We start from the raw sequence: 17,220 nt of genomic DNA, 5'->3' as shown, positions 1-17,220 counted from the left end.
GGATAGTAAAAACCGCGTCCACGTCCGAGTAGTGGCGCGTCGGCCCGGAAACGGGACGCAAAGCCTTTGAGGATACCTATCCCGGATGCACGGGCAAGTCAAATGCCCGAATAACGCGGCGGACCACATGCCTGCGGCGGTCGTGTGGGGGCCGGGCGGGCCCAGGGCAACCCGCTGCGGGACGCGCAACGGCCCCGTCCTAGGCGCAAAAGCGGCTGTCTGCGCGGTTGCGGAGCGGGTGCTGGGCGGTTGAGGCCGGGCGGACGTCTGGCGCGCGGTTGCGGCTGTCGCCCGGCAGCAGGACCTACAGGGGCGGGGTTTCTGGGGTGGGATCCGAGTCTTCGGGGGCGGGGTCCACATCAGGGTTCACGCCCGGGTTGCCCGTCGCGTCCGCGTCTTCACGGGCAGGGCGAAAGGCCAAAACGCGGCAGTGACTGGGGGGCGGGGTTTCAGGCTGCTGCAGGTCAAAGTCGGGCAGCAGGGGGGCCGCACCGGGCAGATCGGCGTCGGGGGCCTGGCTCTGCCGGGCCCAGTGATAGTTGAACAGCTGATTTTTCCAGCGCTTGGCCTGGATAAGCGAAAAGACCAGAGCGGCCTCTTCCCAACGCTTGGTGGGCTCGAACCGGCTGGTCTGGGTGGCGTATTTGCTCCACAGCGACATGAGCGAGGCTTCGTCAATGGCGTCTAGTTGTCGGGCCAGACGGAGCAGCAGCTTTTCCATGATTCCTCCCATTGGGCGAGATAGTGTACGTCGCCCTGGCCGCCGCGTCAACGCGGGAGGGGCGCCAGTGCGCGGGGCTGGCTGTTTGCGGCGCTTTGTGCTATGCACCGACTTTCTTACCAGTCAAGCGCGGAGGCACTCATGGCGGACCTCAAATCCATGTACAGCACCGTCCACAAGGACGCTTTCCCCGATACCCTGACCATATTGCTGGGGGACGAAAAACTCGTCTACCACAAACGCACCTGGACCCTCGACAAGGAGGAAAAAGGCCTGCGTTACGGCGAAAATCCGGACCAGCCCGCCGCGCTCTACGCCCTGGCGGAGGGTTCGTTGAGCTGCGGGGGCCTCAACTGGCGGGGACCGGGCAACGGCATTGTTTCGGCCCTGACTGAAGGGCAGATGCTGCAGGCCGGCAAGCACCCCGGCAAGACAAACCTCACGGACGTGGACAACGGGGCCAACATTCTGCAGTACCTTACGGACCGCCCGGCCGCGCTCATCCTCAAGCACAACAATCCCTGCGGCGCGGCCTGGAGCCGCGAGGGCCTGGGTACGGCCCTGGACAAGGCTTTCTGGTGCGACCGCATCGCCGCCTTTGGCGGGGCTGTGGTGGTCAACCGCCCCTTTACCCGTGAGGCTGCAGAAATGGTGGCCGCCAACTACTTTGAAGTGGTGGCCGCCCCGGCCTTTGAGGAAGGCGCAGTGGACATCCTCAAGAGCCGCAAAAATCTGCGCATTATGGAACTGCCCGGCCTGGGGCGGCTGGAAGAGCTGACCCATTCGGCCTTCCTGGACGTCAAAAGCCTGGCGGACGGCGGCATCATTGTGCAGAAATCCTTTGTGAACCGCATTCTCACGGACGCGGACTTTCTGCCCGCCACGGCCTCCACCAGAGAGGGCCTTGCCGTCACCGCCCGCGCGCCCAGCAAGGCGGAGCTGGACGATCTGCGCTTTGCCTGGGCCGTGGAGGCCGGAGTGACCTCCAATTCCGTCATCTTTGCCCGCGACGGAGCCACCCTGGCCATCGGCACCGGCGAGCAGGACCGGGTGGGCTGCGTGGAACTGGCGGCCCACAAAGCGCGTACCAAGTATGCAGATATGCTGGCCTTTCGTGAAAAAGGCCTGTCCCTCTACGAGCTCAAACAAAAGGCCGCTACCGATGCGGACGCGGCCCGCACCCTGGAAGACATTGCGCGCCGCACCGAAGAAGCCCGCGGCGGGCTGACGGGTTCCGTGCTGGTTTCAGACGGCTTCTTCCCCTTCCGTGACGGGGTGGACGTGGCCGTGGCTCAGGGCGTGCGGGCCATTGCCCAGCCCGGCGGCTCCTTGCGCGACGCCGAGGTCATCATGGCCTGCAACGAAGCCCAACCCCAGGTGGCCATGGTCTTTACGGGCCAGCGCTCCTTCAAGCACTAGGCCATGCCGTCCTCCGGTCCCTGCGCCCTGCCCCGGCTCTGCGTCACGGCCCTGGCCGGAGGCGGCGGCAAGACCCTGCTGACTCTGGGGCTGGCCGGGGCTCTGCGCCGGCAGGGGCTTACGGTGCAGCCCTTCAAGAAAGGGCCGGACTATATTGACGCGGCCTGGCTTGCCCTGGCCGCCGGGCGGCCCTGCACCAACCTGGACCCTTACTTTCTGCCGCCGGAACGGCTGCGCGCCCTGTTTGTCCACACCCTGCGCACGGCCTGCGCGGTTTTTTCCGGACCCGGCGGCGCAGACGCCGCCGGACAGGCGGCGTCCGTGCTGGGCTTGGTGGAGGGCAACCGGGGCCTGTTTGACGGCCTGGACGTGGCAGGCAGCTGCTCCACGGCGGCCCTGGCGCGAGAGCTGGCCTGCCCCGTGCTGCTCAGCCTGGACTGCACCAAGATGACCCGCACGGCGGCGGCCGTGGTGCGCGGGGTGCAGGCCTTTGAACCGGACGTGCCCCTGGTGGGGGTGGTGCTCAACCGGGTGGGCTCAGCCCGGCATGAAAATCTGCTGCGCCGCGCCCTGGAAACCTATACGGATCTGCCCGTGCTGGGCGCGCTGCCCCGTCTGGCCGCCAACCCCCTGCCCGAAAGACATATGGGCCTGGCCGCCCGCGGCGACGCCCTGGGGCCGCAGGCCGCCGACGCTCTGGAGCGTCTGGCCGCCCTGGCCCGCGAACATCTGGACCTGCCCGCCGTGCTGGGCCTGGCCCGTCACGCCCCGCCCTTCACGGCGGCGGCCTTCTGGCCCGCTACGCCCGAACTAGCGGCCACAGTTTCTGCGGACCAGACAACAAGCGCCCCCCACGCCACGGGGACGCCCCCCCCCGACCCCGCCCCGGCGGTCTGCATCTGCAGCGCCGCGCCACGCGCGCTTGTTGTGCCCCCTGTTGTCGCAGAGCGCGCGCCCTGCGCAGCGCCCGCTCCGGCACGGGAGACAGCCCCGCGCATCGGCTATGTGCGGGACGCGGCCCTGTGGTTCTATTACGGCGAAAATCTGGAAGCCCTGGAACGCGCCGGGGCGCGGCTCATCCGGCTTTCCACGCTGGACGCGGCCCCCTGGCCCGCTTTGGACGGCCTGTACCTTGGCGGCGGCTTCCCTGAAGACTGTGCGGCGGAACTGAGCCTTTCGCCGCAGCTCACGGGCCTGCGCCGCCTGGCAGACGCGGGCTTGCCCATCTACGCCGAATGCGGCGGTTTCATGCTGCTCTCCCAGGGCATTGAGCGCGAAGGCAGACTGTGGCCCATGGCCGGAATTTTCCCCGTGACGGCGCAGTTCCTGCCCCGGCCCCAGGGCCTCGGCTATGTCTGCGGCCGGGTTACGGCGGCCAATCCGTTTTTCCCCTTGGGGCTTGAACTGCGCGGGCATGAGTTCCACTATTCCCGCTGTCGCTGGCAAGGCAACCCGCCGCATTTTGCCCTGCGCCTGGACAAGGGCGTTGGTATGGGCCGGGCACAGGGGCAGACCCTGGACGGCCTGACGCGCGGGCAGGTCTGGGCCTCCTATACCCACATTTTTGCCCCGGCCGTGCCCTGCTGGGCACACAACTTTGCAGCCGCGGCCCGGGCCTTTGCCGAACGCGCCCGGGAAAAACGCGAAAACAGTGGCCAGGCCCGCGGCTGAAGCCTGTGCGTCTGCGGCGGCATTCCCTCCTTGGCTCTGCGCCGCCGGCTGGTCCGGCCACCGCGCGCGGCCCAGGCATTGCACCATTGCAATGCCCTGACGCTTGCGTAAGCAGCCGCCCGCCGTGGAGGCGCAAGCGCACCACATTTGTGCTGGCAAGCGCCGGAACGCGCGTGCCGCAATCTTTGCGAATGCCTATCCTCAAAGGCAATCTGCGCTGCTGCGCAAGGTCTATTCCTCCATCCCGCCCAAGCCCTTGCCCTGCTCCTCTTCCTTGATCTGGCGCATATAATTGTAGACGGTGTAGATGGAAATGCGCATGGCGCGAGCCAGGTGCTGCACCATGCCCTTGACCTGAAACGCGCCTTCTTCGTCCATCATGCGCACAAATTGTTTTTTTTCTTCCCGGTTCATGGCGGCGGGGTGCTTGCCCGCCTTGCGGATAGCCGTTTCAATGATGGAATCACTGGTGTCGCTGAGGCAGGCGGGAAAAAGCTCGGTCAGTTCCCTGCCCGGAGCGTTTTCAAAGCGCATCAGCCCGTGCAGCACGCCCTGAAAACGCTCCAGATCCGTAAGGTCAAAGTGCAGGCAAATGGCGCCCACCACCTCGTCCCGACCGTTGCGCAGAAAGCAGATGGAGGACTTGAGCGTCAGGCCCGAAGGCGTGGTGGAGGCAAAGGCAAAGGCGTCCTCCACCGCGTCGCCGCCCCGACGCAGGGCCTTGGCTACCATGCTGGCGACGGGCGCGCCCACGCGCCGTCCCGTCAAAGAACCCTCAAGGTGAATGAGCGAATGTTGCATATCGCTGAAATCATGTACGGCCACTTCGCAAAAAGGCCCCAGGGTGCGGGCCACCATGCCGGCCACGCGCACGGCATTGGCGAAGATGGGGCCACTTTCGCCCTTGTGGAGGGCGACGCCGGGGCGGCGGGAGCGGGGTTTTACGGCGGCAGAGGTTTGGGGGCGGGGCGGCGCCGGAGGGGGCGGGGCGGCTTCTTGCTTAGACATGGGGGCCTCCCGTGGGGAAAAGGACTATGGATTTTGTATAGCATATACCAATAAAGCGATTTTGCCTACCCCTTGTTGCAGCGGCGGCAGACTTGCCAGCCGAGCGGGGCTGCTCTATGGTCCCATACTGACGTCCCCGCCGCGCCCTGGGGGGCGGCTTCTACGGGCGTTTGCGCGGCAAGGAGAAGGTATGGAACAGCAAAAAGCCACTCCAGCCAATGTAATCAAATCGTTGGGGCTTGTTTTTGGCGACATCGGCACCAGCCCCATCTATACTCTGGCCGTAGTCTTTATGCTTACGGCGCGTACCGAGGCCCATTTTGTGGGCATTCTTTCCCTGATCATCTGGACTTTGCTGCTGCTGGTCACCGTGGAGTACGCCTGGCTGGCCATGAGCCTGAGCAAGGGAGGCGAAGGCGGCACCATTGTGCTGCTCTCGCTGCTGCGGCCGCTGCTGCGGTCAAACCGCTCCGCGCGCGCGGCCACCCTGCTGGCCTATGTAGGCATTTCACTGCTTATGGGCGACGGGGTCATCACCCCGGCCATCAGCATCCTCTCCGCCGTAGAGGGGCTGACCGTCATTCCCGGCCTGGAGGGTCTGCCGCGCGGCGTGCTGGTGGGCATTGCCCTGAGCATCGCCCTGATTTTGTTTACCCTGCAGCGGCGGGGCAGCGGCGCGCTGGCGGCTGTGTTCGGGCCGGTCATGGCCCTGTGGTTCGCGGTTCTGGCCGCATCGGGCCTGGTGGCCCTGACGCAGGCCCCGCAGGTGCTCAAGGCCCTGAACCCCTGGTATGGACTGGACTTCATGCTGCACAACGGGCTGAAAGGCTTTTTTGTGCTTTCCGAGGTCATCCTCTGCGCCACGGGCGGCGAGGCTCTCTATGCGGATATGGGGCATATGGGCCGGAAGCCCATTCTGGTAGCCTGGGGGATGGTTTTCTGCGCTTTGGTGCTGCACTATATGGGCCAGACGGCCTTTCTCATCGGGCACCCACAAGTGGACAACGTGCTGTTTTCCCTGATTCACAGCCAGGCGCCGCTGCTCTACATCCCCTTTCTGACGCTCTGTCTTCTGGCCACGGTCATCGCTTCCCAGTCGCTCATCAGCGGGCTGTTTTCCATTATGTACCAGAGCATGGCCACCCACATCATGCCCCTGTTCAAGGTAGACTACACCTCGCCGGAGCTGCACTCCCAGATCTACATCAATACGGTCAACTGGGCGCTCTGCCTGGCTGTCATCATGGTCATCTGCGGCTTCGGAGAGTCGCACCGGCTGGCCGCCGCCTACGGTCTGGCCGTCACGGGCAGCATGACCATCACGGCCGTATTCATGGTCTGGATTTTTGGCCTGCGCGGCCGAAAGGGGCACTGCGCCCTGGCTCTGGGCATCTGCGCCCTGGACGTGGTTTACCTGCTGGCAAACTTTTACAAGCTGCCGCACGGGGGCTACTGGTCCATCGTCATTGCGCTGGCGCCCCTTTCGCTCATTTTGATTTATACTTGGGGGCAACGGGCCGTGTACGCGCGCATGCGGCCCATGCGGCAGAAGATCTTTCTGCCCGCTTTTGCGGCCCTGCGCCGCAAAAACCGCCCCATTTCGGGCACGGCCATCTTTTTTCTGCGCAGTTTGGACACTGTTTCGCCTTATATTGTGAAGACCATCTTCATGAACGGCATCATGTACGAGCGCAACATCATGCTGAGCGTGGCGCGCACGTATGAGCCCCTGGGGCTGGAATGGCAGATGACGGCGGGCCCTGCGGACGGGCTGAGCGTATTTGCAATCAGCGCGGGATATATGGAGGTTGTGGATATCGCCGCCATTCTGGCAGCGGCGGGCATCCGGCCCAGAGCCATCTTCTATGGCGTGGAGGACATCATCACCACCAGACCTCTGGGCAGGATTTATGCCCTGATCAAGCGCCTGGCCCCCTCTTTTGTGCAGTTCTACAAACTGCCCAGCCATGCGGTGCATGGGGTGGTAAGCCGGGTGACGCTGTAAAAAATCAGGCGGCTTCCTGCGGGCAGGGCAGGCCGGCGGCGCGGCGGCGGGCCAGCAAGTCTTCCAGAATATTCCAGCCCACAAACAAGCCGCCGTAGCCCTTGCCCAGGCTGATGGCAGGTTTGTTGGCCCCGTGGTAATCGGAACCACCGCTGACGCCCAGGCCGAAGCGCTTGGCCAAGGCCAGGCAAGTGCGCACATCCTGCTGCGAGTGCTCACTGTGGTAGGCTTCAATGGCGTCCAGGCCGCAGTCTTTGAGGCGGCCCAGCATTTTTTCCAGCCAGCCTTCCGGAGCCTTCCAGAGCAAGGGGTGGGCCAGGCTCACGGTGGCGCCCAGACGGGCCAGCAAGGCCACGCCGTCTTCGGGCTCCAGTACGGCCTTGGGCAGATAGGCCTTGCCCTTGCATCCCAGATAAACGCGAAAGGCCTCGCCGGGGTCCCGCACATAGTTCTTGCGCACCAGCACGGCCGCAATGTGCGGGCGGCCCACGCTTTCCCCCTTGGCCTCGGCCCGCACCTCGTCCATACTCACCTCCAGCCCCAGGGCCTGGAGTTTGGCCACAATGCCCACGTTGCGCTCGTCCCTTTTAGCGCGCAGCCAGATCAGTTTTTCCTGCAGGGGGGCAACGTTCTGCGGCAGCCAGAGGCCCAGAATGTGCAGCTCGCCCAGCTCCGTGCCGGTGGATATTTCGCAGCCGCGCACCAGCATGACGCCCGCTTCTCTGCCTGCGGCGGCGGCCTCGTCCAGGCCGGACAGGGTATCGTGGTCGGTTACGGCCACAGCGGCCAACTGGGCTTTGGCCGCATTGCGCACGAGCTCGGCGGGGGTGTCGGTGCCGTCTGAAGCGGTGGTGTGGGTGTGGAGATCTATACGTCGCATGGCGCGTCCTGGTTGCAGATTTCCCTGGTCAGCCGCCGCGTCGCCGACCCCTGACGCGGAGTCGCACCGGCGCTGCCGGGCACTGCGAAGATACCAGTATACCGCAATGAGGCGCAAGCGGGCAAGTCTTGAACTCGCCGACACAAGCGCCTATACTGTTTTTTTACCTGTCTGGAGGAACCCATGCCCCTGGAAACCGGAGAATTGCTGCGTATTCTGGCCTGCCCGCGCTGCCTGGGCGGGCTCAAAGCCCTGGAAGAAAGTGGTGAAACCGTTGGTCTGGCCTGCCCGGCCTGCAAGGTGGTCTACCCCGTGCGGGAGGACATCCCCATCATGCTGGACGAAGAGGCCAAGGACCGCCCCACATGGGATGCCGGCCATCCCCAGGCCGTGGAGCGCGGCTGATGCGCCTGCTGGTAGCTTCGGACCTGCACGGTTCCTTGCCGGCCCTGCATTTTTTGCTGGAGCGGGCCAATGAGCTGCGCCCGGACCTGCTGGTGCTGCTGGGCGATCTGGTCTACCACGGGCCGCGAAATCCGCTGCCTGCGGGTTATGACACGCCGCAACTGCTGCGTACCATGCCGGATCTGACCGCTCTGCCCTGCCCGGTCACCGCCGTGCGCGGCAACTGCGACGCCGAAGTGGACCTGGCCTTGCTGCCCTTTCCCGTGGCGGACAACGCCTGGATCGCCGTGGACGGCCTGCGCGTCTTTGCCAGCCACGGGCACCATGTGCCCGAACGGCCGCCCTGCCCCGGCTTTGCGCGCGGCACGGTGCTGCTGCGGGGGCACACCCACGTGCCGCGCGGCGAAACCCTGGACGGGCTGCACTTCTGGAATCCGGGCTCCCTGGCCCTGCCCAAGGGCGGCTTTCCGCCCAGCTACGGGCTGTATGCGGACGGCGTCTTCCGCGTTCTGGACACGCACGGCGGCGAAGTGCTGCGCCACGCCCCCACGGTCTGAAACTCCCATGCCCGCCTCCTGTCATCCCCTCTTGTCTGCCCCGACGCGGCACGGTGCTGCGGCATGAAAGCATGGGCCCCGCTGTTTACGCTCCGGCCCGGCTGCCGCCTCGTGCTGGCTTCGGCTTCACCCCGTCGCCGGCAGTTCCTGGAAGAATGGGGGCTGCCTTTCACCCTGGCCCAGCCCACGGGGGCAGAACCGCGCCCCGCGCCCGGCGAAACCCCTGAGGCCTACACCTGCCGGGCTGCGGCAGCCAAGGCGACGGCTGCAGCCCAGGGGCTTGCCGCAACAGAGCGGGGCCACAGCCTGGTGCTGGCCGCGGATACGGTGGTGGCCCTGGAAGGCGACATCCTGGGCAAGCCTCGCGACAGGGCGCACGCGCTGGAAATGCTGCTGCGCCTCAACGGCCGTGAACATACGGTAGTCAGCGCCGTGTGTCTGACGCCGCCGCAAGGGACAGTGCGGGTCTTCAGCGACGTAAGCCGGGTGCGCTTCGGACGCTGGCCTGAGGCGGCGTTGCGGGCCTACGCCCACACGGGCGAACCCGACGACAAGGCCGGGGCCTACGCCATTCAGGGGCAGGGAGCTTTTCTTGTGGACAGGGTGGAAGGTTCGTGGAGCACGGTGGTGGGCCTGCCGCTGGCCCCGCTGGCGCAGGCCCTGCTGGCAATGGGCTGGATGCGGCCCGCAGACGGGCACGGGCAGGGGGCCTGACGCTCCGCGTTTTGGGGGTCAGGTTGTTCTGCCGCCTTCAGATTTTTTGCGCCGCCCGTGGCGCGTCCTTACGGCAAATTCCTCACAGATGACGTCCCCTGGCCTGGAAACGGGCCCGCAATTCCCGCACATCCTGACGAGACAGGCCCAATACGGCCGGCACGCCCAGACAGAGCGCCCCCAGGGAGAAGGTGTACGCCGCGCCGGAAAGGATGAAGCGCGGGATGGAATCCACCCCACCCAGGCCCAGGCTGGGGGCCAGGTACAGGGTGCCCTCCCGGCAGGCAAAGGCCAGAGCCAGGAGCACGGCCAGACTCCAGACCTGGTGGGCCAGATTGCGCCAGAAGTGCAGGGGAATGAAGCGCGAGGCCAGCCAGAGATAAAGATTGACGGTGACTATCTGCACGGCCACGGTCTTGATGGCCAGGCCCACAGCCCCAAGGTTGCAGCCCCAAAGATCGGGCGGGGCCAGCAGAAACCAGGCCGTGCTGAAGCCATAGACGCATTCCAGGGCGGCCATGTTGCGCAGCACGCGGGTGCGCCCCGTGGCGTGGAAGACGGAGCCCGCCAACTGCCCGTAGGCCTGATGCAGCGGGTAAAGGGCCATGATCTGCACGGGCAGGGTGGCGGCGGCAAACTCCGCGCCGCCGAAAAAGCGCACCAGAGTCGCGCCTTCCGCCAGGGTAAAGCAGGAAAAATAAGCGGCCACCACATAGAGCAGCGGGGCAAAGCGGTCCAGCAGGCGGCCCATGGCCGCGCGGTCGTTGTGGCCCCAGGCAATGGAAAGCTCACGCATGATCAGGGGCGTCATGGCCGAAACAAACAGAAAACAGGCCATGCTCACCTTTTGCGACAAGGCAAAAAAGCCCTGCTGCACGCTGCCGTCAAACCACTGCAAAAGCCAGCGTTCCGCCGAGAGCAGCAGGAAGGAGAGCAGAGCCTGGACAAACAGAGGATGGCTGTAGGCGAAAAATTCCCGGCCGTAGGCACGGGTCTGCGCCGGGGTCAAGGTCAGGCTGAGAACCTGGCTGCGGCTGCGCCAATAGGCGCGGGTCACCAGCCAGTAGCCCAGGGCCGTGGCCCCCAGCATGAAGTACTGCTGGACAAAAAGGCTGTAGATGTTCAGCCAGTCCATCCAGAACAGCAGGCCCAGCAGGCCCACGGCCAGCAGGGAAAGGACCGTGCGCGTGAGCTCTGAGGAGACGGTGACGCCCACGGCGTCGTTCATGGAACGCAGCACGCGTCCCCACCAGGTCAGAAAAGCCCACAGGGCGGCCAGGGGGGCCAGCCACAGAGGCACGTCGGGCATGAGCAGCCCGCCCACATCCGGCAGTTGCAGGCAGAGGGCGGCCAACGCGCTGACGCCCAGCACCAGCAGACTTACCCGTAAATAAAAGGCGATGAGGCCGCATTCTTCCTGCCGCCGGGAAAGGGCATTATAAAAGCAGGTAGAGGTGCCCATGTCCAGAAAGCCGGAAAGCTGCTGAAAGAGATTGGTGGCAAAGCTGTAGTTGCCGTACATGCGCGGCCCCAGCGCGCGCGGCAAAATGGCTTCCATAGCCAGATAGACCGGGACGGAGGCGACATTGGCCAGCAGTTTGAAAACGTAACGGCGGGCCAGGGTGGGGGTGGCGCTTTGCATGGCCGGAAATTACCGCACTTCCGGACGGGCTACAAGGAAAACGCCGCGGGGCCGGGGCGCACGCCCATGCGGGCCGGCCAAAGCCAGGCGGCCCCTCTGCCCCCATCGCGCCCGGAAGACCCTGCGCCAGACTGCAGCAGAAATAAAATTTTTTGCGGGGTGCGCCGGAAAGGCGAATACGTTTTTTTACAGCCGCCCGCTTCCCCTGCAAAGCCCTTTTTCCCCCTCCTCGCCCTCCTCCGGAGGCAGAGGCTCGCCCAGCACGTCGGCTATGCGCCGGAGGCGCTGGACATAGCTGTGCCGGGCGCGCAGATGCCGCCGCCAAGCCAGACGCAAATCGTGGGCCTCCTGAGGCCGGGAACGCAGTTCCGCCAGGCGACGGGCAAAGTCTTCCGGGCCGCGCAGGGTAACGGGTTCCGTCAACTCACGGGGAAAGAGGTCCAGTCCTGGCGTGGCGTCGCTGAGCAGCAGGCCTCCGGCGGCCCAGACATCAAAGTGGCGTTGGCTCAGACTGTGGGGCAACAACAGGCTGGTGACATTGAGCACGGCCGCTGCCGTGGCGTAGAGCTGGGGCAGGCGGGTATAGTAGTCCACGGGCGGCAGCAGAGCGGCTCCGGGCAGCAGGGCCCGCCAGCCGCCGTCGCCGACCACGCGCAATTCTCCGTCGGAACAGGCCCCGGCGGCCTTGAGCCAGCGCGCACGGTTGGCCTGGGAACAGCGCTCTGCACCGAGGCCCGCGCGGCGCACCTCATTGCCGGGCCAGGGACTGCGCAGCCCCAGGCTTTGCTGCCACCAAAAAAAGTTGGGACCGTCGGCCGGGCCCTGGCTTTGCTGCAGCAGGGCGGCGGCTTCTTCACCGACGGCCTGCGGCAGGCGCACGGCAGCAAAAAACCGCTCTTTTTCGGGAAAGGCCGAGCGCCCCACAAACAAAGGCGGGGCCGTGCCTTCCGGCAGGTCCGCGTCCTCCCCGCGCCACATGTGCGGGGCTGCGGCCAGGGGCAGATGGGTTACGTCCCAGGCGCCCAAGGCGCGCAGTCCGGGGATGAAGCCGGAATCGGTGACAAAAAGGTGCGCCTCGCGCCACCAGGGCAGGCGCAGGGCGGAAAGCACATGCCAGGGGTTGTCCACCAGCCAGATGGCCACGGGAATGCCCAGGGCGCGGCAGAGGTGGAAAACCCGGCCCTGTGGGTCCAGGCCGCGCAGGTTGACGGAAAGCAGCATGGCGGGCCGCCGCGCGGGCAACAGATCCCGCCAGGCCGCCAGGGCGTCCTCGGCGCGGGCGTGTCGGCCGGGCTGCAGATCCCGTCCCTGCTCCGGCCGGGGCAGATTGGTGAGCACGGGGCTGTAGCCGCAGGCCGCGCAGGCCTGACAAAGCTCGGCGTGCAGCAGCTGGTCCGCGCCGCCCGGCAGCAAAATGGGGCCGGGGCCCGTACTATCGGCAAGATCGGCGGCCGACAAGGAGTCGGGGCGTACGGCGTCCGTCTGTCTGGTCCAGGCCGGCGTGGCCGCGACGTCGCCGACGTCCGCCGAGAGCAGCGCAGCGTCCAGACGGCCCAGCAGAGGGCCCCAGAAGTCCGGGGCCAGCCGCAGACCGGGCAGGTAAAAACAGCAGCGACAGCGCGGGGCCAGGGCCGCGGCTGCGCGGGGCGAAACCTCGCGCCAGTGCGCGGGCAGCGGACGGCGGGCGGCGGCGGCCTCAGGGGCGCGCGCTTCCAGATTTTTTTGGGTGACTGCGGCCTCCAGCCAGAACACGGCGGCAGCGTCGCGCACAAAGGGCAGATCCTGCGGCCGGCCCGGCCCCAGGCCCAGCAGCAGCACGGCCGCCCCCTGGCCCCGGCATTCCCAGGCTTGCGGGCTGTGCGGCAAATGCACGTCCACGCCCGTGTGGTCGGGCAGACAGACACGGCGAGGGGCTAAGCCTGCGGCAGGACTGCGTGGAGCCATCAGTACACCACGCTGTAGGACATGACCTCTGGCCGGTGGAAGAAAAATTCCACCCGCCGGTTGGCGGCGCGGCTCTGTTCGTCCAGGCCGGGACGCAGGGGACGGGTATCGCCGTAGCTCACGGCGCGCATGCGGGTGGGCTTGACGCCATTGGTAGCCAGATAATTGACCATAGCGGCGGCGCGCGCGCCCGAAAGCTCCCAGGCCGAGGTGAAGGGCGGGCGTGTTTCAGTGGCGTCGGCGTGACCGCGCACCACCAGATAAAGATTGTACTCGTTCATGAGCTGCAGCACGGACTGCAGCACTTTGTCGCCCTGGGGCAGCAGCTCCACGCTGCCGGGCTTGAACAACACGTCGGAATTGACCCGCAGCTGCACGCCCACATCATCGGCGCTGATGCCCGAAGCGCTTTGCGGGACAGCGTCGGCCATAAGCAGTTGCTTGATTTTCTGGGCAATGGCGTAGTGGGATTTTTCCACTTCGCTGATTTTAAGGTCGCGGGTGTCGATTTTGTCTGTATTCTGAATAAAGGGATTGTTGGAAATGGGCGATGTGGAGCTGGAGTCAAAGTTGCGGTCGCCGCTGAAATAGGCGGCAAGGCCCGCCTTGGTGTCGGGCGGCACCATGCTGAGCACCCAAAGCAGCAAAAAAAAGGCCATCATGGCCGTCACAAAGTCGGCGTAAGCCACTTTCCATGCGCCGCCACCCATACTTCCTCCGTGTTGGTCATGGTCTGCCGAGCCAAGCGCGCCGTCACGCAAGGTTGCGGGGCCGGCCGCCGGCAAAACCGGAGCACGCCCGGGCGTGCCTCATGCAGGGGGGCCAGACGCAGGCCCGCCGGGCTAGCCGCTCTTGAGGCGTTCTTCCATCTCCGCAAAGGCGGGGCGGAAGGGATAGGGAATGGCCCTGCGCCCGTACTCCACGGCGATGAGCGGGGTGGAACCCCGAATGGCCGCAGCCACGGCCTCCTTGACCGAATGATAATAAAAATGTTCTTCGGCCACGTAGTTTTCCAGCTTGGAACCCATGGGACCGAACAGCCCGTAGCAGCACAAAATACCGAAAAAGGTGCCCACCAGGGCGGCCGCAATGTAGTGGCCCAGGATTTCCGGCGGCTCGTTGATTTTGCCCATAGCCAGCACCACACCCAGCACGCAGGCCACAATGCCCATGCCGGGCATGGATTCAGCCATGTGTGATACGGCGTGCGCCGGCAGAATGCCTTCTTCGCGCATGGTGTTGATGTCCACGTCCATAAGGCTGTCAATATCGGCCGGGTCGCCGGTGGTCAGGTAGACGCGCAGGGTATCGCCAATAAAATTGACTACCTTGGAATCTTTGGAAATATTGGGATATTTGCTGAAAATGGGGCTGGATTCGGGCTTTTCCACGTCGCTTTCAATGCTGATGACGCCTTCGCGGTGCATCTTGGAAAACAGGGCGTAGAGCAGGGCCAGGGTTTCCAGATAGCGCCCCTTGCTGGAGCCGGGGTCGGCAAAAAGGTGCTTGAGGCTTTTGACGATGAGCCCGAAGGTGTACTTGGTCTGCGAACCGAAAAACGCGCCCAGGCCGCAGCCCAGAATGATGATGAATTCAGCAGGCTGGAACAGCACCGCCCACTCGCCGTGGGAGAGCGTGTAGCCGGTAAACACCGAAAGCGCGACTATGACCAGACCGATAACTAGATACATACTGCCGCCTGTGGGCTCAGGGCTTGCCAGTGGTGGCCCCGCTGTCCGGGGGCTATGGGGCCGGCGTTCCGGCCCTGGGGGCCGTGTGGAGCGCGCCGGCCTTACGGGCCGATTTGTACGTCATGGTGGGCCCCGCGCGTGGAGTGCGCCGCGCCGCGTCGTTCCCGCCCCGACGAAAAATCCGCCGACGGAAACGGGACGTCTCCATTCTTAACGTCACAGTGCCTAAAATATTTAGTCCATATACACAAAAAGGCAAGACAATAGAAAATTCTTTTTTCGCAAAGGATTATCTGCCCAGCAGCCGACGCAGCAGTCCGCCCGCGTCTTTGACGGCCTCGCCGCCGGCTTTGCCCGCCTTGCCGCCCGTGTCCAGCAATGCGCCGGGCAGTTTGACGGCCATGTCCAGGGCAAAGCGGGGGTCCACGCCGTAGCTCAGATGCTGCAAGGGCCCCTTGGCCACCACCGGCACGCTCAGGCCCAAGGTGCGCACTTCGGCTTCGGCCTCCAGATACTGGCGCGGCAGGCTGAGACGGGCCTCGCCCCTGGCGTTGAAATCCGTGGCCGTGACAGTGACGGGCCGGGCGGTCAGCTGCCCGTTCTTGGCCGTAAAAGGCGCGCGCACCAGGTCAAAGGTTTCCGGTACCAGGGCCCGTTTGCCGGTAAGGCCGGGAATGGGCTGGGACGCGGCGGCGCCGGGGCGCAGACGGCGGATTTCCAGCAGGCCGTCGCCCGTAAGGCTGCTGTTCAGGGCCGCCGCTGAAGCGCAGTGGCCGCGCAGGTCCAGGCGCAAATCCGCCAGCCCGTCCACCGATGTTCCTTTGCCAAGGGCTTCCAGCAGCGGGCCCAGACGCACCTGAGCGGCTGTGCCCTTGAGGGCGCAGCGCTGGTCCGGCACGTCCACGCTGCCCGTGGCCCGCAGCGTGCCGCCGGTGTCCAGCATTCCGGCGGCCTCGGCGATGTCGTAGCGCCCGGCGCTCCCCTTGAGGGCCAGCCGCACGGCGTGCAGCGTCAGCGCCTCGTAGCGCAGGCGCTCCACCGCCAGGTTGAGGTCCAGGCCGGGCAGGGTCGAGCGCTGGGGCGTGGGGGGGGCGGCCGGAGCGGCGGCGACGCTTTGTGCCTTATCGTTGCCGTCAGCGGTCTGGGGCGCGGCGGGCCCGGCAGCGGCGGGCAGAGTCTTCAGGTCCAGGGTGTCCGCGCGCAGGTCGGCCTTGAGGTCCGCCGGGCCTGCGTCCGGCAGGGTCAGGCGCGCCGTGCCCGTAAGGGTAGCCGCGTCCCAGCGCGCCTTCAAATCATTGATGGTCAGAACGTGGGGGGCGTAGGCTATGCGGGCCGCAGCTGTAAGCGCGTCCTTGTCGCCTGCGGACGCAGGCTTAAAGGTCCGCCCCCAGAGCGCTGCCAGGGCACGCGGCGCGGCTTCAACGGTAACGTCCACGTTGGCGGCAAGCGGCGTCAGCCGCACATTGCCGCGGGCCTCCGCGTGGGCCTGGGGCGTGGTCAGCCGGGCCTTGTCCAGCCGCAACAGGGGGCCGGCCGCATCCAGAGGCAGCAGCGCGCCTTCCACGGCCAGCTGCAGGGGGCCCGCTTTTTCCGGCAGGGGGCCGCCCAAGGGCGTCACGGTGACGGAAGCCTGCCGAAAAAGCAGCTGGGGCGGGGCATAGCTCAGCTTGGCCGAAAGGGCCAGGGTTCCGGTCAGGGCTGCGGCAGGCCTTGCCGCGGCGGTTTCTTCGGCCGGGGCCGTACTGCCGCTCCCAACGGCGGTAGGCTCAGACCCGCCCACAGCCTGTTGCGACAGACTGAAAACAAAGTCGCACTGCAAGGTAGCCTCTTGGCCTTGGCGCAGATTTTCCAGCGAAAAATTGATGCTGTCAATTTGGGCCGTCCGCCCGGCGGCGTCGGTCCAGAGCACGCTGCCCTGGCGCAGTACCAGGCGGTCCAGCTCCACCGGCAGCGCGCCGGGCTGCTCCCTGGCGGCCTGTGGAGCAGCTGCGGGCGCAAGGCTCGTCTCATGAGGCGCGCGCGCCGCAAAAGCGGTGGCGTCCAGGCGCAGCACGGGGTTGTCCAGGCGCACTTCCCGCACCACCACCTTGCCGGCGAGCAGGGCGGCCCACTCCAGCTGGGCCATGCCGCCCTTGACAGTCAGCGTGGGGCCGCGGGCGGCCCGCGACGCTTCATCAGCCTTGGCGGCGGCCGGGTCGGCCCCCCAGCGGGCCGCGCCGAAACGCACGCCGGGCGGGAAAAAAGCGATGTGCGGCGCACTGGCAAAAACCAGCGGCTGCCCCGTGGCCTGGGCCGTGGCTGCAGCAATGCGGCGCACCACAAAGTCGGTGTCCACCCGGCCCAGCAGCACGGCCCCCGCGGCCCCCAAGAGTATGATGAGCGCCAGTACGGCGAGCAGAACCCTTCGCATCCCGTCTCCCTGGGCCGCCGGTTCCGTCCGCCGCAAGCGCGAACAGTTACCGGCAGCATTCTGAGTATACGGGATGCGTCCCGGTTAGGCAAGGCGCGGGGCAGGCCCGCCACAGGGGCGCAAACGCCGCGCCTCTGCGCTGTGGCACGTCAA

The 17,220-nt window shown here is 66.2% G+C and carries 14 protein-coding genes; 6 read left to right on the top strand and 8 right to left on the bottom strand.

The window, feature by feature from the left end; genetic code table 11:
- Window positions 1–304 precede the first annotated feature (304 nt).
- Window positions 305–721 carry a hypothetical protein gene (locus J7I12_RS10200; RefSeq protein ID WP_242621238.1) on the bottom strand — a complete coding sequence of 139 codons (417 nt, stop codon included), beginning with the start codon at window positions 719–721 and terminating at the stop codon, window positions 305–307.
- 141 nt (window positions 722–862) lie between these two features.
- On the opposite strand from J7I12_RS10200, the gene J7I12_RS10195 reads away from it, so the two are divergent.
- Both J7I12_RS10195 and J7I12_RS10190 read left to right on the top strand, forming a co-directional pair.
- A complete protein-coding gene (locus J7I12_RS10195) occupies window positions 863–2,140 on the top strand; it encodes an IMP cyclohydrolase (protein WP_288907963.1) in 1,278 nt (425 codons plus the stop codon).
- Window positions 2,141–2,143: 3 nt separating this feature from the next.
- Window positions 2,144–3,811, top strand: a complete 1,668-nt coding sequence (locus J7I12_RS10190) for a cobyrinic acid a,c-diamide synthase CobB (RefSeq protein WP_302548517.1) — start codon at window positions 2,144–2,146, stop codon at window positions 3,809–3,811.
- Between the two features lie 231 nt (window positions 3,812–4,042).
- Here J7I12_RS10190 and J7I12_RS10185 read toward each other — a convergent pair whose 3' ends face one another.
- Window positions 4,043–4,819, bottom strand: a complete 777-nt coding sequence (locus J7I12_RS10185; RefSeq protein WP_118229947.1) for a helix-turn-helix transcriptional regulator — start codon at window positions 4,817–4,819, stop codon at window positions 4,043–4,045.
- A gap of 190 nt (window positions 4,820–5,009) precedes the next feature.
- Between J7I12_RS10185 and J7I12_RS10180 the strand changes: the two genes are divergently transcribed.
- Window positions 5,010–6,824, top strand: coding sequence for a KUP/HAK/KT family potassium transporter (locus J7I12_RS10180; protein ID WP_130958011.1), 1,815 nt, complete (start codon window positions 5,010–5,012; stop codon window positions 6,822–6,824).
- 4 nt (window positions 6,825–6,828) lie between these two features.
- Here J7I12_RS10180 and J7I12_RS10175 read toward each other — a convergent pair whose 3' ends face one another.
- Window positions 6,829–7,704: a PHP domain-containing protein gene (locus J7I12_RS10175; RefSeq protein ID WP_118229945.1), complete on the bottom strand. Its 876-nt coding sequence runs from the start codon at window positions 7,702–7,704 to the stop codon at window positions 6,829–6,831.
- Window positions 7,705–7,887: 183 nt separating this feature from the next.
- Here J7I12_RS10175 and J7I12_RS10170 point away from each other — a divergent pair, with 183 nt between their 5' ends.
- The 3 genes from J7I12_RS10170 to J7I12_RS10160 all read left to right on the top strand — a co-directional run bounded on the left by J7I12_RS10170 (window position 7,888) and on the right by J7I12_RS10160 (window position 9,380).
- Window positions 7,888–8,109: a Trm112 family protein gene (locus J7I12_RS10170; RefSeq protein ID WP_118229944.1), complete on the top strand. Its 222-nt coding sequence runs from the start codon at window positions 7,888–7,890 to the stop codon at window positions 8,107–8,109.
- Window positions 8,109–8,666, top strand: a complete 558-nt coding sequence (gene yfcE, locus J7I12_RS10165; protein WP_118229943.1) for a phosphodiesterase — start codon at window positions 8,109–8,111, stop codon at window positions 8,664–8,666. The genes J7I12_RS10170 and yfcE overlap by 1 nt, the downstream gene beginning before the upstream one ends.
- Window positions 8,667–8,729: 63 nt before the next feature.
- The gene (locus tag J7I12_RS10160; protein WP_118229942.1) at window positions 8,730–9,380 is read left to right on the top strand and encodes a Maf family nucleotide pyrophosphatase; all 651 of its coding nucleotides are present in this window, start codon (window positions 8,730–8,732) and stop codon (window positions 9,378–9,380) included.
- A gap of 82 nt (window positions 9,381–9,462) precedes the next feature.
- Here J7I12_RS10160 and J7I12_RS10155 read toward each other — a convergent pair whose 3' ends face one another.
- The 5 genes from J7I12_RS10155 to J7I12_RS10135 all read right to left on the bottom strand — a co-directional run bounded on the left by J7I12_RS10155 (window position 9,463) and on the right by J7I12_RS10135 (window position 17,067).
- A complete protein-coding gene (locus tag J7I12_RS10155) occupies window positions 9,463–11,022 on the bottom strand; it encodes a lipopolysaccharide biosynthesis protein (protein ID WP_288908017.1) in 1,560 nt (519 codons plus the stop codon).
- 186 nt (window positions 11,023–11,208) lie between these two features.
- Entirely contained in the window at window positions 11,209–12,966 is a 1,758-nt protein-coding gene (locus J7I12_RS10150) for a glycosyltransferase family protein (RefSeq protein WP_302413134.1), read from the bottom strand.
- Window positions 12,966–13,676 (bottom strand): OmpA/MotB family protein, encoded by a 711-nt coding sequence (locus tag J7I12_RS10145; RefSeq protein WP_118229939.1) that lies wholly within the window; start codon window positions 13,674–13,676, stop codon window positions 12,966–12,968. Before J7I12_RS10145 ends, J7I12_RS10150 begins: the two co-directional genes overlap by 1 nt.
- 132 nt (window positions 13,677–13,808) lie before the next feature.
- A complete protein-coding gene (gene motA, locus J7I12_RS10140; protein WP_118229938.1) occupies window positions 13,809–14,657 on the bottom strand; it encodes a flagellar motor stator protein MotA in 849 nt (282 codons plus the stop codon).
- 289 nt (window positions 14,658–14,946) lie between these two features.
- A complete protein-coding gene (locus tag J7I12_RS10135; RefSeq protein ID WP_498793651.1) occupies window positions 14,947–17,067 on the bottom strand; it encodes an AsmA family protein in 2,121 nt (706 codons plus the stop codon).
- Window positions 17,068–17,220 lie beyond the last annotated feature (153 nt).

This window comes from Desulfovibrio diazotrophicus (assembly GCF_902498985.2).
Classification (GTDB): domain Bacteria; phylum Desulfobacterota; class Desulfovibrionia; order Desulfovibrionales; family Desulfovibrionaceae; genus Desulfovibrio; species Desulfovibrio legallii.
This window is presented reverse-complemented; position numbering and strand designations above follow the sequence as displayed.